The 14,989-nt window shown below is 53.1% G+C and carries 15 protein-coding genes; 14 read left to right on the top strand and 1 reads right to left on the bottom strand.

The genetic code is table 11. The features are described from left to right. Window positions 1-137: 137 nt before the first annotated feature. The 12 genes from K2F33_RS33105 (at window position 138) to K2F33_RS33050 (ending at window position 11,069) form a co-directional block, all read left to right on the top strand. Complete coding sequence (locus tag K2F33_RS33105; RefSeq protein WP_089545818.1) at window positions 138-644, top strand: phosphatidylglycerophosphatase A family protein; 507 nt, start codon at window positions 138-140, stop codon at window positions 642-644. 135 nt (window positions 645-779) lie between these two features. Further along, window positions 780-968 (top strand): glutamate decarboxylase, encoded by a 189-nt coding sequence (locus K2F33_RS33100; RefSeq protein WP_076170471.1) that lies wholly within the window; start codon window positions 780-782, stop codon window positions 966-968. Between the two features lie 77 nt (window positions 969-1,045). Further along, complete coding sequence (gene accD / locus K2F33_RS33095) at window positions 1,046-1,936, top strand: acetyl-CoA carboxylase, carboxyltransferase subunit beta (protein ID WP_263880663.1); 891 nt, start codon at window positions 1,046-1,048, stop codon at window positions 1,934-1,936. Next, a complete protein-coding gene (locus tag K2F33_RS33090; RefSeq protein ID WP_076170469.1) occupies window positions 1,937-2,920 on the top strand; it encodes an acetyl-CoA carboxylase carboxyltransferase subunit alpha in 984 nt (327 codons plus the stop codon). Between the two features lie 136 nt (window positions 2,921-3,056). Beyond that, window positions 3,057-4,481 carry a pyruvate kinase gene (pyk, locus tag K2F33_RS33085; protein ID WP_076170468.1) on the top strand — a complete coding sequence of 475 codons (1,425 nt, stop codon included), beginning with the start codon at window positions 3,057-3,059 and terminating at the stop codon, window positions 4,479-4,481. 179 nt (window positions 4,482-4,660) lie between these two features. After that, window positions 4,661-5,170 carry an acyl-CoA thioesterase gene (locus tag K2F33_RS33080; RefSeq protein ID WP_076170467.1) on the top strand — a complete coding sequence of 170 codons (510 nt, stop codon included), beginning with the start codon at window positions 4,661-4,663 and terminating at the stop codon, window positions 5,168-5,170. Then, window positions 5,167-5,568, top strand: a complete 402-nt coding sequence (locus K2F33_RS33075) for an FxsA family protein (RefSeq protein ID WP_076170466.1) — start codon at window positions 5,167-5,169, stop codon at window positions 5,566-5,568. The genes K2F33_RS33080 and K2F33_RS33075 overlap by 4 nt, the downstream gene beginning before the upstream one ends. Window positions 5,569-5,907: 339 nt before the next feature. Continuing rightward, the gene (citZ, locus tag K2F33_RS33070) at window positions 5,908-7,023 is read left to right on the top strand and encodes a citrate synthase (RefSeq protein ID WP_089545820.1); all 1,116 of its coding nucleotides are present in this window, start codon (window positions 5,908-5,910) and stop codon (window positions 7,021-7,023) included. A gap of 124 nt (window positions 7,024-7,147) precedes the next feature. Then, window positions 7,148-8,440 carry an NADP-dependent isocitrate dehydrogenase gene (gene icd / locus K2F33_RS33065; RefSeq protein WP_076170464.1) on the top strand — a complete coding sequence of 431 codons (1,293 nt, stop codon included), beginning with the start codon at window positions 7,148-7,150 and terminating at the stop codon, window positions 8,438-8,440. A gap of 15 nt (window positions 8,441-8,455) precedes the next feature. Then, window positions 8,456-9,397, top strand: coding sequence for a malate dehydrogenase (gene mdh / locus K2F33_RS33060; RefSeq protein WP_076170463.1), 942 nt, complete (start codon window positions 8,456-8,458; stop codon window positions 9,395-9,397). A gap of 135 nt (window positions 9,398-9,532) precedes the next feature. Then, window positions 9,533-9,958 carry a hypothetical protein gene (locus K2F33_RS33055; RefSeq protein WP_076170462.1) on the top strand — a complete coding sequence of 142 codons (426 nt, stop codon included), beginning with the start codon at window positions 9,533-9,535 and terminating at the stop codon, window positions 9,956-9,958. A gap of 235 nt (window positions 9,959-10,193) precedes the next feature. Further along, window positions 10,194-11,069, top strand: a complete 876-nt coding sequence (locus K2F33_RS33050; RefSeq protein WP_076170461.1) for an SDR family oxidoreductase — start codon at window positions 10,194-10,196, stop codon at window positions 11,067-11,069. A gap of 180 nt (window positions 11,070-11,249) precedes the next feature. On the opposite strand, the gene yfbR is transcribed toward K2F33_RS33050, so the two are convergent. After that, window positions 11,250-11,909: a 5'-deoxynucleotidase gene (gene yfbR, locus K2F33_RS33045; protein ID WP_263880662.1), complete on the bottom strand. Its 660-nt coding sequence runs from the start codon at window positions 11,907-11,909 to the stop codon at window positions 11,250-11,252. 334 nt (window positions 11,910-12,243) lie between these two features. Between yfbR and pnpS the strand changes: the two genes are divergently transcribed. Together pnpS and K2F33_RS33035 are read left to right on the top strand one after the other, a co-directional pair. Continuing rightward, entirely contained in the window at window positions 12,244-14,049 is a 1,806-nt protein-coding gene (pnpS, locus tag K2F33_RS33040; RefSeq protein ID WP_263880661.1) for a two-component system histidine kinase PnpS, read from the top strand. A gap of 165 nt (window positions 14,050-14,214) precedes the next feature. Beyond that, complete coding sequence (locus K2F33_RS33035) at window positions 14,215-14,949, top strand: response regulator transcription factor (protein ID WP_076170458.1); 735 nt, start codon at window positions 14,215-14,217, stop codon at window positions 14,947-14,949. Window positions 14,950-14,989: the final 40 nt, after the last annotated feature.

Here is a 14,989-nt window from a genome sequence, read left to right as displayed (position 1 = left end):
TACGAACGTTTCCAGAGCCTCCCGCATACACTTAGGAACACCTAGGGACAACATTATCATGTGCCGCCCGGCTGCCTTGGGCAGACGCATCTTTTCGAAGGACCCGGGGGCGGGCGTGCCGTGCGGGAGGAATAAACATGTCATATGATGCAGCGATTGCCATGCTGAGCCGCAGGGGAGTCAAAGTCGGGGACATTGCCGATATCGTGTATAAACTGCAAATCCCGTACCATCCGGAACTGGAGATCGACGAATGCGTGGAGAGCGTGAACGCCGTCCTCGGCAAAAGGGAAGTGCAGTACACGCTGGTGACCGGGATGGCGCTTGACGAGCTGGCGGAGAAGAAGCTTCTTCCCGAGCCTTTGCAGGCGATCATGGAGGCGGACGAACCGCTGTACGGAGTGGACGAGACGTTGGCGCTCGGCATTACGAGCGTGTACGGCATGATCGGACTGACAAGTTTTGGTTTTTTGGATAAAGAAAAAATCGGTATTATCGATACCCTGAACAATAAAAAGGACGAGATCCACGTTTTTCTCGATGATCTGGTCGCCGGGCTCGCCGCCGCGGCATCCGCGAGGATCGCCCACCGGTACAAGGGAGCCAAGCAGTATCCGTCCGCTTCCGGAAATTCCGGGTTGTAACGCCCGAAGGCCTTGAACGAACCCTCTGATCGGCCTGCCCGCGTCCCATCACTTTGTTGCGGGAAAAAACGGAGTTATGTTATCATTACTCTATTATACGTGCTCAGAACATGAGATTAGGGGGTTCTGCAAGGAATGTGGACGGTCATCTATATCGCACCTACCGCCAAGGTAGCGGAAATGATCACGACCAAATTAACGGAAGAGGGATTTTTGGTTAAAAGCCGTCCGATCAATTTATCCAAGCAGCAGTTCGAGATTTTGGTTCCCTCTGGTGAGCTGGAGGAAGTCCAGGAAGTGCTTAATTCCATTTTGCATCCTTAATTTTAAGGAAACAAAGTGACGTTTATAGAGGCAGAGTGAAGAGCGGCTGGGCAAATTAACGGCTGAGAGGTGTAGTTGTGTTTAAAGACTTGTTCCAGAAAAAAAGAAAGTACGCGACCATTCCTTCAGAACGTGTAGGAAGAGGCAGCGAGCCGGGTGAAGAAAGACCGCGCCGGGAAATTCCCGAAGGCTTGATGAATAAATGTCCAAAATGCGGCAGCATTCAATACAGCAAAGAGCTGGAGAAAAATCTGAAGGTTTGCCCCAACTGCGGACACCACATGCGTCTGAATGCGTTGGAACGGATCCAAATGACGCTGGATGATGCAGGATTTGAAGAGTTCGACAGCGGTATGGTATCGGTCGATCCGCTCCAATTTCCGGGATATGCCAACAAGCTGGAGCAGCAGGCGCTCAAGTCGGGTCTGCGCGAAGCGGTTGTTACCGGACAAGGCACCATTGAAGGACTCCCGGTTGTCGTGGCCGTCATGAGCTTCGATTTCTTTACGGGAAGCATGGGTTCGGTCGTCGGTGAGAAAATTACCCGGGCGATCGAAATTGCGAACGAAAGGGATCTCCCACTCATTATTTTCTCGACCTCCGGCGGAGCGCGTATGCAGGAAAGTATTCTAAGTTTGATGCAAATGGCGAAGACAAGCGCTGCTTTGTCTCGTTTTAACGAAAAAGGCGGCCTTTACATTTCGGTCATTACCGATCCGACGACAGGCGGAGTTTCGGCCAGCTTTGCCACGCTCGGCGATATTAACATCGCGGAGCCGGGGGCTGTGTTCGGCTTTGCTGGACGGATCGTTATCGAGCAGACCATCCGCCAGAAGCTCCCGGATGATTTCCAGACGGCGGAGTTCAATTTGGCGCACGGACAGCTGGATTTGGTCGTCCACCGGAAAGAGCTGCGCCAAATGCTGTACAAGCTGATCGAGATGCATACCGTGAAAGGGGGATATTAAGTGGCAGGAGAATTGCCTTTTGAAAAGCCCCTTGTGGAAATGCGGCAGAAGATCAATGAGCTGAAGCAGTTCGGAGCGGACAAGGGTATTGATTTTAGCGACGAGATTGCGAGATTGGAAGAAAGATACGCCCAGTTGGAAGAAGAGGTGTATTCAAATATTACGGCCGCCCAGAAAATGCATCTGGCCCGGCATCATCAGCGTCCCACTTCGCTCGATTTGATCCAGCTGATTTTCAGCGATTTCATCGAGCTGCACGGGGACCGTCTATTTGGTGATGACCTCGCGGTCATTGGCGGGCTGGCCAAGCTGAACGGGACTCCGGTCACCGTGATCGGTCAACAGCGCGGGAAGGATACGAAGGACAACATTGCCCGTTTCTTTGGCAGTGCGCATCCGGAAGGCTTCCGCAAAGCGCTGCGGCTGATGCATCAGGCGGACAAATTTAAACGCCCGATTATCACTTTTATTGATACAAAAGGTGCTTATCCGGGTAATACAGCAGAAGAGAGGGGACAATCCGAGGCAATCGCCCGCAATTTACGGGAGATGGCCGCTCTGGGTGTTCCTGTTATTTGTGTGGTCATCGGCGAAGGTGGAAGCGGCGGTGCTCTTGCGATGGCCGTCGGCAACCGTGTGCTGATGCTGGAGCATGCGATCTACTCGGCGATTTCGCCGAACGGAGCGGCTTCAATCCTCTGGAAGGATGCGTCCAAAGCGGATCAGGCGGCCGAGGCCATGAAGATTACGGCCAAAGACCTGCTTGAATTCGAAGTGATCGAAGAGATCGTGCCGGAACCGAAAGGCGGAGCGCACCGGGACTATGAGGCGACGGCCGCTGCTATTAAGGACAGCCTGGTACGCCATCTGGGCGAACTGTCGGGACTTGACAGCGCCGCCTTGAAGGAAGACCGGTATCAGAAGTTCCGCAAGATCGGCAAGTTTGCCTATGAACAATCTTCGCATGTCGGTGTGATAGATTAGTTCGATCTGGGCAATGATGTATTATGACAAACTTTCAAACTTCCTATACAAAACTTTCGTTTTGTAGTAAATTTAATCTTTGGATAAAGATATGTAGGGTAGAGAGACTTTAAAGAATAAAACGGAGGAAACCCAAATGCGTAAAACAAAAATCGTATGTACCATCGGTCCTTCCAGTGAATCGTTGGAAAACACCAAAAAATTGATTATGGCCGGCATGAACGTTGCCCGTTTGAACTTCTCGCACGGCGATTTCGAGGAGCATGGCCGCCGGATCAAGAACATCCGCGAAGCCTGCCGCGAGCTTGGCAAAACCGTTGCCATCCTGCTTGACACCAAAGGACCGGAAATCCGCACAGGCAAGCTTGCCGTGGAGCCAATCGAGCTGGTGCAGGATGAGTACATCACGCTGACGACCGAAGAAATTCTGGGCGACAAAGACCGGATTTCGATCACGTACAAAGATCTTCCTAGTGATGTGCAGCCGGGTTCGACGATCCTGATCGACGACGGATTGATCGGCCTGACGGTTGTGGAAGTCGAGGGCACTGAAATTAAATGCCGTATTGTCAATGGCGGTACGATCAAGAGCAAAAAAGGCGTGAACGTACCGGGTGTGGCGATTTCTCTGCCGGGCATCACAGAGAAAGACGCGAACGATATCGTATTCGGGATCGAACAGGGCATCGATTTTATCGCAGCTTCCTTCGTACGCAAAGCAAGTGACGTTCAAGAAATCCGCGAGCTGCTCGCTAAGCACAACGCAGAGCACATCCAGATCATTTCCAAGATCGAGAACCAGCAAGGCGTGGACAACCTCGATGAAATTTTGGAAGCGTCCGACGGTCTAATGGTTGCCCGCGGCGACCTCGGCGTGGAAATTCCGGCCGAAGAAGTACCGCTGGTACAAAAGCGCATGATCGAAAAATGTAATGTTGCCGGCAAACCGGTCATTACGGCGACGCAAATGCTGGATTCCATGCAGCGCAACCCGCGTCCAACACGCGCCGAAGCGAGTGACGTAGCGAACGCGATCTTCGACGGCACGGATGCAATCATGCTGTCCGGGGAAACGGCTGCCGGTAAATATCCGGTGGAATCCGTTCTGACGATGTCCCGCATCGCCGAGAAGGCTGAATCCGCACTGAACTACCGCGAGATTTTCCTGAAGCAGCGGATTGCCCAGGAAACGACAATTACCGAAGCGATCAGCCAATCGGTGGCGATTTCCGCACTGGATCTGAACGCCAAGGCGATCATTTCTTCGACGGAATCCGGCCATACGGCACGCATGGTATCCAAGTACCGTCCGGAAGCACCGATCATCGCAGTGACTACGCAGGAGCGCACGCTGCGTCGTCTGGCTCTGACTTGGGGCGTTACGCCGGTCCCAGGCAAGACTGCTACATCGACGGATGAAATGTTCGAGAACTCCTTGAAGGGCGGCCTGGAGTCCGGTCTCGTAAAACCGGGCGATCTGGTTGTTATTACGGCAGGGGTTCCGCTGGGACAATCCGGTTCGACGAACCTGGTGAAAGTCAGCCAAATTCCAAACGCATAAGAGGACTGCGGCGCAGACCGCCGCTAGCCTACCGATAGATCCATTTCATAGAAAAGCCTGTCAGGATTCACTCCTGGCAGGCTTTTTTGCTGATACCGGGCAAATTTCAGAAGCAGGCATCCCTTATGTTATACTAAACTGAAGGACATTAATTACAGCAAGAAAGGGAACAGTGGAGGATGGGAAAAGATAACGGCATTCAGCTCAGCCGCTGGTTTACGACGTCACTTCGGGTACGCTATCAGGAAAGCGACAAAATGGCTGTCGTCTACCATGCGAATTATTTAAACTGGTTTGAAATCGGCCGGACCGAAATGATCCGCGAATTGGGCATTACTTACCGCAGTATGGAGGATGAGGGCTTGTTTCTGCCCGTCACGGAGCTTGACATGAAGTTTGTGCAGCCGGCGCGCTATGACGACATGATTACGATTTTTACGAGAATGACGCGGTTCACCAAACTGCGGATTGACTATATCTATGAAATCCGAAGACGATCCGAACAGGAGCAGGCGACGTTTGCCGGCAGCGGGTATAAGATTGGCGAAGAACTGCCTGGAGAAGTGCTTGTCACGGGTTCGACGCAGCATGTGTGGCTGAACCGGGACTGGCAGCCCGTAAGGCTCGACAAGCACTCGCCTGCGCTGTATACGGCCCTGTCCAAGTCGATTACAGGAGGAGAAGCATGACCGCGTTCAGAAAATGGCTGCTGGCCCTGATCATTATCGTTCCGGTGGTCGAAATATTCGGCTTCGAATGGGTGGCTACCCGGGTAGGAGCGGCCAATACGCTGCTGCTGACCATCGTCACCTCCGGAATCGGCATGCTGATGATGCGCTTTGAGGGGCGCAAGGTGCTGGAGGATTCGCGGGCCAAAATGAATTCGGGCCAGGTTCCCGGCCGGAGCATGGTGGATGGCTTATGCGTGTTTATCGGAGGGATGCTGCTTGTCCTCCCTGGCTTTGTAACGGACCTGATCGGGTTTACGATGGTATTTCCGCTGACTCGGCCCTTGTACCGCTATGTCATTTTGAAGTGGATCGAGCGGAAGATGAAAGACGGAAACATTAAGATTTACCGCCGTTAGCGGCAGGAAGAGCATACCTGATAAAAAATTGTTTATTTGGCTGATAAAACAATTTGATGTTTTCTGTCACCTTGTAATTGTTCACATAGACGTCAAAATACTTTATGATAATATATGGTTCCATTACTTGGCGATTGGTGTCAGGTAGATTAGCGGACAACGGTTTTGCGGGATCCGAACAGGAGAGTACAGCCCGCCCGGTTCCGCGTTAACGGCATTATGGCACGGCCTGTCTGCTGTGGATTGCGTCGATGGACGTTTTTCTTTTCAGTAAAATGTAACTGTTTTCACGGTTCATGCATGTTGTTAAAATTCCGTTATACGAAGGAGAGATGTACGATGACAGCTACCAAAGGTCTGGAAGGAATTGTTGCCGCAGCTTCTTCCATCAGCTCGATTGTCGACGGTGTGCTCACATACCGCGGTTATAACATTGATGACCTGGCAGCGAACGCGAGCTTCGAAGAAGTGGCTTTCCTGCTCTGGTTCGGAAAACTGCCGAATCAGGACGAATTGAGTCGTCTTCAGCAGGACCTCAGCGACTATGCCGCAATTCCGGATGCTTTGATCGAACAAATGAAATTGTACCCTAAAGATATGAGCACGATGGCAGCTCTCCGTTCCGCCGTATCGGCCTTGGCGCTGTACGATGCGGAAGCCGACGATATGAGCCGTGAAGCCAATGAGCGCAAGGCGATCCGTCTTCAGGCGCAGCTCCCTACGATTATTGCGGCCATGGCCCGCCTCCGCAAAGGCCAGGAGCCTGTCGCACCGAAAGCAGGCTTGTCGGTTGCCGAAAACTTCCTGTATATGCTCAGAGGTGAAACGCCTGAAGAGACTTCGGTGAAGGCTCTCGACCAGGCGCTCGTGCTGCATGCCGACCATGAGCTGAACGCTTCGACGTTTGCTGCGCGCGTAACCGTGGCGACGCTTTCGGATATCTACTCCGGCGTTACATCAGCGATCGGCGCATTGAAAGGCCCACTGCACGGCGGTGCCAACGAAGCGGTCATGAAGATGCTGAACGAAATCGGAAGCATCGACAAAGTCGAGCCTTACATTCAAGAGAAGCTCGACAATAAAGACAAAATTATGGGCTTCGGCCATCGCGTTTACAAAAACGGGGATCCCCGCGCCAAGCATCTGCAGAAGATGTCCCGCGAGCTGGGTGAAATGAAAGGGGATACAAGCCTGTACGAAATGTCCGTCAAAGTGGAGGACATCGTGACTGGCCAGAAGGGACTGAAGCCAAATGTGGACTTCTACTCCGCTTCCGTATATACTCAGCTTGGCATCGAGCAGGAGCTCTTCACGCCGATCTTTGCGATCAGCCGCGTGTCGGGATGGACGGCGCACATTCTGGAACAATATGAAAACAACCGCATCATCCGTCCGCGTGCCGAATATGTCGGCCAAACGGATCAAAAATATGTTCCGATTGAGCAGCGTTCTTAAGGTATAATAGAAAAAGGGGGAACACCGTGAACGATCAACCCGGGCACGGGCGGTTCCCTCTGGCTTTGTGCTTGTCCCGGCAGAAATCTGATGCCCGACGAAAACTATAAGGAGGAATTTATTCATGAAACTCGAGAAATTTGCACTCCCTACCGAAGGTGAAAAGATTGAAATAACGAACGGCAAGCTGCAGGTTCCGAACAATCCAGTTATTCCGTTCATCGAAGGCGACGGCACCGGCCGCGACATTTGGAGAGCTTCCAAGCGCGTTTTGGATGCGGCTGTTGAGAAAGCTTACAACGGCGAGAAAAAAATCGCCTGGTATGAAGTATTTGCCGGTGAAAAAGCCTACAATACATACGGGGAGTGGCTGCCGAACGATACGCTCGAAGCTATCCGCGAGTACATTGTAGCAATCAAGGGACCTTTGACTACGCCGATCGGCGGCGGTATCCGCTCCCTGAACGTGGCCCTGCGCCAAGAGCTCGACCTGTACGTCTGCCTGCGTCCTGTGCGCTACTTCAACGGCGTGCCATCTCCGGTTAAGCATCCTGAGCTGGTTGACATGGTCATCTTCCGCGAGAATACGGAAGACATCTATGCTGGTATCGAGTACAAGGAAGGCTCGGAGGAAGTGAAGAAGGTCATCAAATTCCTCCAGGAAGAAATGGGCGTTAACAAAATCCGTTTCCCTGAAACTTCCGGTATCGGAATCAAGCCGGTATCTTCCGAAGGCTCCAAGCGTCTCGTTCGCGCTGCAGTAGAATACGCCATCAAGCACGGCCGTAAGAGCGTGACGCTCGTTCACAAAGGCAACATCATGAAATTCACCGAAGGCGCCTTCAAAAACTGGGGTTACGAAGTGGCTGAACAGGAGTTTGGCGATAAAGTGTTCACTTGGGCACAATATGACATCATCAAGGAAAAAGACGGCGTAGACGCTGCGAATGCCGCTCAAAAAGCCGCTGAAGCTGAAGGCAAAATCATCATCAAGGATGCGATTGCCGACATCGCTCTCCAGCAGGTGCTGACTCGTCCGACGGACTTCGACGTGATTGCAACCCTGAACCTGAACGGTGACTATCTGTCCGACGCCCTTGCTGCCCAAATCGGCGGTATCGGTATCGCGCCAGGAGCGAACATCAACTACGTGACAGGACACGCGATCTTTGAAGCAACGCACGGAACAGCTCCGAAATACGCGGACAAAGACGTCGTGAACCCGGGTTCGGTTATCCTGTCCGGCGTTATGCTGCTTGAGCACCTGGGATGGCAGGAAGCGGCTGATCTGATCTACAAAGGCATGGAAACGTCGATTAACAATAAGACGGTAACTTACGATTTCGCTCGTCTGATGGAAGGCGCTACGGAAGTTAAATGCTCCGAGTTTGCTGACGAAGTTATCAAAAACATGTAGGGGAGAGATCCGATCATGGCCTTGACTCGTAAAAAGATTACCGTTGTGGGTGCCGGTTTTACCGGTGCCACGACGGCGCTGATGCTCGCGCAAAAGGAACTTGGCAACGTGGTGCTGCTCGATATTCCTCAACTGGAGAACCCAACCAAGGGCAAGGCGCTGGACATGCTGGAAGCGAGTCCTGTTCAAGGCTTTGACAGTCAGATCATCGGTACCTCGAATTACGATGATGCGGCTGGCTCCGACATCGTGATCATTACGGCCGGCGTTGCCCGCAAACCGGGCATGAGCCGTGACGACCTCGTGAACACCAATGCAGGCATCGTTAAATCGGTCTGCGACAACGTAAAACGCGTCGCGCCGGAATCTATCGTGATCATCTTGAGCAATCCGGTGGACGCCATGACGCATGTCGCTTATAAGACACTCGGTTTCCCTAAAAACCGTGTGATCGGCCAATCCGGCGTTCTTGACACAGCCCGCTACTGCACGTTCATCGCGCAGGAGCTGAACGTCTCCGTCGAGGATGTGCGCGGCTTTGTGCTTGGCGGTCATGGCGACGACATGGTGCCTCTCGTGCGGTATTCCAGCGTCGGCGGTATTCCGATCGACACGCTGATATCGCCGGAGCGCATTCAGGAGATTGTGCAGCGCACCCGCGTCGGCGGCGGCGAAATCGTCAACCTGCTCGGCAACGGCAGTGCGTATTACGCCCCGGCAGCCTCATTGGTGCAAATGGCGGAAGCCATCATCAAGGACAAGAAACGGATTATTCCGGTCATCGCGCGCCTTGACGGCGAATACGGCTACCATGACATTTTCCTAGGCGTACCGACGATTCTAGGCGGCAGCGGCATCGAGAAAGTTTTCGAGCTGGAGCTGACGGCCGAAGAAAAAGCGGCGCTGGATCAATCGGCCGATTCGGTCCGCAATGTCATCGCTGTAGTGAATGTATAAGCGGGACCATTCGTGTCCAAACTTTGAACAAGAAAACCTCTAATGTGTGACAACCATGGAGGTTTTCTTTTCTTTTCAAAGGTTTATAAGTATAATGGATGTTATGGAAACACAAGCACGCGGGGAGGAAATGGAATGACCACTGTGATGTTTTTCGTACATATTTTGGGAGCGTTGGCTCTCGGATTCTATCTGGTTCTGCCATTCGTTGTAGGTAAAGTGGCCGGTTTGTCACTCCCTGCTCAGGAAGGCAGCGCGGCAGCCATCCGCAGCCTCAATACGTTTGCTCAAGTAGGCCTTGTTATCCAGCTGCTGACAGGCGGCTATCTGATGAGCCAAGGCGACTATTCCGTGCCGTGGATGATCATTATTGTCATCCTGCTGCTGGCGCTCGGCGCAATCAGCGGAATCATGGGCAAGCCGCTCCGGCTGGCGATCAAGGGCATTCAGGAAAAAAGGGATATTTCCGTAGAAATGGGAAAAATCCGTACGCTCAGCGCCCTGCTGGCGATCTGCCTGTTGATCATGACCTTCTTCATGGTCTACAACCACATTATTTAAGTAATAGGTTCTAACGTTTGAAGATGACTCCGCATCGCGGGGTCATCTTTTTTTTGACAAAAATGATCCATGGACTGCTTTTTCTTGAATGGGGAGGGGTCTTCTACTGTTTAACTCCGGGAGCGATGTGGTAAGTATCAACGGTAGAGAATAATCCATCCGTCATATGCCATCCTAATACGGAATGTGATGGCATGTGCACCGATGAAACCCATCCGTGAAAGGAGAATGAATGATGTCAGGAAATTCGCAATCGCAATCTAAACAGACTTTGCCTCCTCAGCATCAGAATCATCAGCCGGGGACGGAATCGGAAATGAACCCTCTACCGAAATACGAGCCCAAGGATTACAAAGCCGCGGGCAAGCTGCAGGGCAAAAAGGCGATCATCACCGGCGGCGACAGCGGGATCGGCCGTGCGGTGGCCGTAGCTTTCGCTAAAGAAGGTGCCGATATCGCGATCGTATACCTGAATGAGCACGGGGACGCCGAAGAAACGAAGCGCCAGATCGAGCAGGAAGGACGCAAATGCCTGCTGATCCCTGGCGATATCGGAGACGAGTCTTTCTGCAAAAACGCCGTCAACCAGTCGGTACAGGAGCTGGGCGGACTGGATATTCTAATTAACAACGCGGCGGAGCAGCATCCGCAGCAGAAAATTGAGGACATTACGAAGGAGCAGCTCGAAAAGACGTTCCGTACGAACATTTTCGGCATGTTCTTTATGACCAAGATGGCGATGCCGTATCTGAAGAATGGCAGCGCGATCGTCAACACGGCCTCTATAACGGCCTATAAAGGCAACCCGACGCTGATCGATTACTCCTCGACGAAGGGCGCAATCGTCAGCTTCACGCGCGCGCTGTCCATGAACGTAGTGGAGAAGGGCATCCGCGTGAACGCGGTCGCTCCGGGGCCGATCTGGACCCCGCTCATTCCGTCCACGTTCGACGCCCAGCAGGTGAGCCAGTTTGGCGCATCGCAGCCGATGAAGCGTCCGGGTCAGCCGGAAGAGCTGGCGCCGGCCTATGTCTATCTGGCGTCGGATGACTCGTCTTATGTCAGCGGACAGGTGATCCACGTGAACGGCGGCGAAGTCGTAAACGGCTAAGCCGAACGGAACGTAAAAAAAGGGGCAGCGATGCCTTGTAACGTCTGGCATCCGCAGCCAGTATTTGGATCGGTTGTTATCCAAAGGGATTGAATTCTAGCATTCCTTGAACAAAAGGTTGTACCCGGAAAAAGAAACTCCGGGTACAACCTTTTTTGGTGGTGGCGTCAGAGGGCCGCTTCATTCCGGACTGCTACCGTGATTTCCATCGTCGGCAGTGTCGGCTGGATTACTGCCGCCTTCATCGTCGGCGGACAGCTCATCCAGCGACATTTCGAAGCTCGGCGCCATATTTTCCAGGAAATAATCCGCCTCGGCGAGCTTCATCTGGCGGATCTTCGCCAGTGTCTGCTCCTTGGCGGCGGCGAATTCCCGGTTGCCTGCGGCAACCTCGCGCGTGCACTTCAGGTACGCGTCCAGCCGGTCGGCGGCTTTGACATAGCGCAGCAGCTCGGACTCCTGTTCATCCACCGTATCCGGATGAAGGAGGGGGCCGTAGACCGCCTGCAGTTCCGGAGGCACCATGCCGGCGAGGCGCTCCGCGGCGATCTGCTCCATCTCGCGGAAGCTTCCGAGGAGCCGCGGGTTGTTATGCTTCACCGGCGTGGCGATGTCGCCGGTGAACACCTCCGCCGCGTCGTGAAATAAGGCGAGGGACGCGGCACGGTCCGCGTTGAGCCGGCGCCCGAAGAAGACGTTGCCGATATGGCAGAGCATATGTGCGAGCAGAGCGACATGATAGGAGTGCTCCGCCACGTTTTCCGGCGAGGTGCTGCGCATCAGGCTCCAGCGCTGGATATACTGCAGACGGTACATATAAGCGGAAAAATGATAGTTCAACGTTCGGTTCTCCTTTCGAAGCTGGATAGATTGAACCTAAAGTTTAGCGCTGAAATTCCTGTTAACGGTGCAGCAGAGGACTTTAACTTCATTTTCTTTTGTTCAATCTATCTGGATAGATTGAACCTAAAGTTTAGCGCTGAAATTCCTGTTAACGGACCATCAGAGGACTTTAACTTCATTTCTTTTGTTCAATCTATCTGGATAGATATTATTATATCCGGGAAGAGGCACCCCGGAATAGGGCTGTCCATTTTCCACTGGTCAAAGGTCCGGATTCACGTTAGGATTAGGAATAGAAAAAGAGGAAACTTGAGGATAAAGGAAGGGACCCATGAAACCTTTTCGGATCAGATTGACGCTGATTCTTATGGTGATGATCGGCGTATCCATGCTTGGGGCAGGCATTACGATGGCCCAGGTGTTCAAGAAATCGCATATTACAGGACTTGAAGAGAATATGGTCCGCGAAATAAAGCTGCTCAGCACCACGTTTGACTTTATACCGATGCAGGGGGCGGATGCGGTCAGCTATTATACCGGCGAAGCCGGGAAGCTCGGCAAGCTGACGGAAGCGCGGGTGACCTTTATTAAAAGGGACGGCACCGTGGTCGGCGATTCGGAGAGCAATCCGCTGGAGATGGACAACCACAGCAAGCGGGAGGAGATTGTGACGGCTTCGAAAGAAGGGGTGGGGCACGCCATCCGGTACAGTGATACGCTCCGTCAGAATATGCTGTATGTGGCGGTGCCGGTGACTTCCGGCGCGAATTTCGACGGCTTCATCCGGCTGTCGGTCAGCCTGAAATCCGTCGATGAGGGTGTCCGGAACGGCTGGATGGTCATGGCCGTCGGCCTTATTATCTTGTTTGCCGTGGCAGCCTTGATCAGCTACCGTATCGCATCCGGGATGACGTCGCCGCTGGAGAAGATCACCCGGGTGGCCAGACGCATTTCGCAGCAGGATTACGATGCCCGCGTGGACCTGCGCAGAAAGGACGAAATCGGCCTTCTGGGCAAGGCGATCAACGGGATGGCCGACAGCCTGCAGACACAGCTGAAAACGATCCAGGACAATGAGGATTTGCTGCAGAGCGTGCTCGACAATATGACCGGAGGCATTCTGCTTGTGGATGCCGAAGGGAAGATCGCGCTGGTGAATCCGGCCGCCGAGAACATGCTGAGCGTGAGTGCCCAACACATTACCGGCCGCTCTTATGATGAACTGAAGCAGTACTACGAACTGACGAAGCTGATCAAGGAAGGGATCTCCGAGCGCATCGAAATCCACGAAGAGCGGAAGGTCTACATTCCGCAGGAAACGATCCTCCGCATGGACGGGGTTCCGATGTTCCGGGAACAAAACAGCAAAGAGTTCAGCGGCATGCTGTTTCTGCTGCAGGACGTTACCGCGATCCGCAGGCTGGAGAATATGCGCAGCGAGTTTGTGGCCAATGTGTCCCATGAGCTCAAGACGCCGGTGGCGGCGGTCAAGGGCTTTGCCGAAACCCTGCTGAACGGCGGCGTCCATGACGAGAAAACGGCCAAGTCGTTTCTGCAGATCATTTTCGATGAGAGCGAGCGGCTGAACCGTCTGATCAGCGATATATTGGATTTGTCCAAAATCGAATCCAAGCAGTCGCCGATGGATTACGCTCCCGTCGACGTGTCCACGTTCTTTGGGACGATGATGGAGACGCTCGGCACGGTCGCCAGGAAAAAAAGGATCACGCTGCAGACGGACATTCCGGATGAATTGTTTATCGAAGCAGATGAGGACAAGCTGCGGCAGATTTTTATCAATCTGCTCTCGAACGCGATCAGCTATACCCAGGATGGCGGCAGAGTCGAGCTGTCCGTGCGCGATCAGCAGGACGCCGACGGGAACGAACAAGTCGTATTCGCCGTTTCCGATACCGGCATCGGCATTCCGAAGAAGGACCTGCCGCGGATCTTCGAACGCTTTTACCGGGTGGATAAGGCAAGATCGAGAAGCTCGGGAGGAACCGGGCTGGGGCTTTCGATCGTGAAGCATCTCGTTGAACTCCACCACGGAGCGATTTCTGTGGAAAGCGAGCTCGGCATCGGCACCACGTTTACCGTTAAGCTTCCGATGCTTCAGGAGCAGGACGGTGTGTAAACGGGGGAATTGGAATATTCCCCCTTTTCGTTAGAGACAATAGGCTTATCTTTTTGAAAAAGGTAAACATCATGTATTCTTTTACACAGCGTTAACAATCAGATGATAAGATGTTGCTTGTCAGCATTCATTCATTTGATACAAGAAACAGGGGGACCGGTGAATATGACTCAACGATTGTTGGTAATCGAGGATGAGCCGACGCTCGCCAGATTGCTTTCGTACAACTTGACGCAGGAAGGCTACGATGTCACGATTGAAGACCACGGCACGTCCGGGTACGAGCGGGCCGCCCATGAGCCTTACGACCTCATTATTTTGGATTTGATGCTGCCGGGAATGAATGGATTTGACATTTTGAGCAAACTCCGCAGCAAGGGAATGGAGACGCCGGTGATTATTTTGACGGCCAAAAATGCGGAGGAAGAGGTCGTGCAGGGCCTTAAGCTGGGCGCCGACGACTACATTACGAAACCGTTCGGGGTCTCGGAGCTGCTGGCGCGCGTAAGCACCGTGCTTCGCAGAGTGTCTGGTCCAGGAGAGGAAGCGGCGGCCGTTCCGGAATCGCCTACCTCGGCCATCACGCTCGGACAGCTGGAAATTTATCCGGAGAAATACGAGGTGATGCTGGGCAGTACCAGCATTAATCTGCGGCCGAAGGAATTTGAAGTGCTGCTGTACCTAGCCCGCAAACCAGGCGTTGTCCTGACCCGGGATGATTTGATGAACGCGGTGTGGGGCTTTGATTACATCGGGGGTCAGCGGACGGTGGATGTGCATGTCAGTTCCCTGCGCAAGAAGCTGGAACTCGACCCCGAATCCGTTCATATCGATTCCATCCGCGGCGTTGGCTATAAGCTGGTCGTCAATAAAAAAAGAAGCTCTCATCCTGTGGAATAAAAGGAGAGAGCTTCTTTTTTTGCATGCATTAGACCTAAGG

The organism is Paenibacillus sp. PSB04 (genome assembly GCF_025809195.1).
Lineage (GTDB): Bacteria > Bacillota > Bacilli > Paenibacillales > Paenibacillaceae > Paenibacillus_AQ > Paenibacillus_AQ favisporus.
This window is presented reverse-complemented; position numbering and strand designations above follow the sequence as displayed.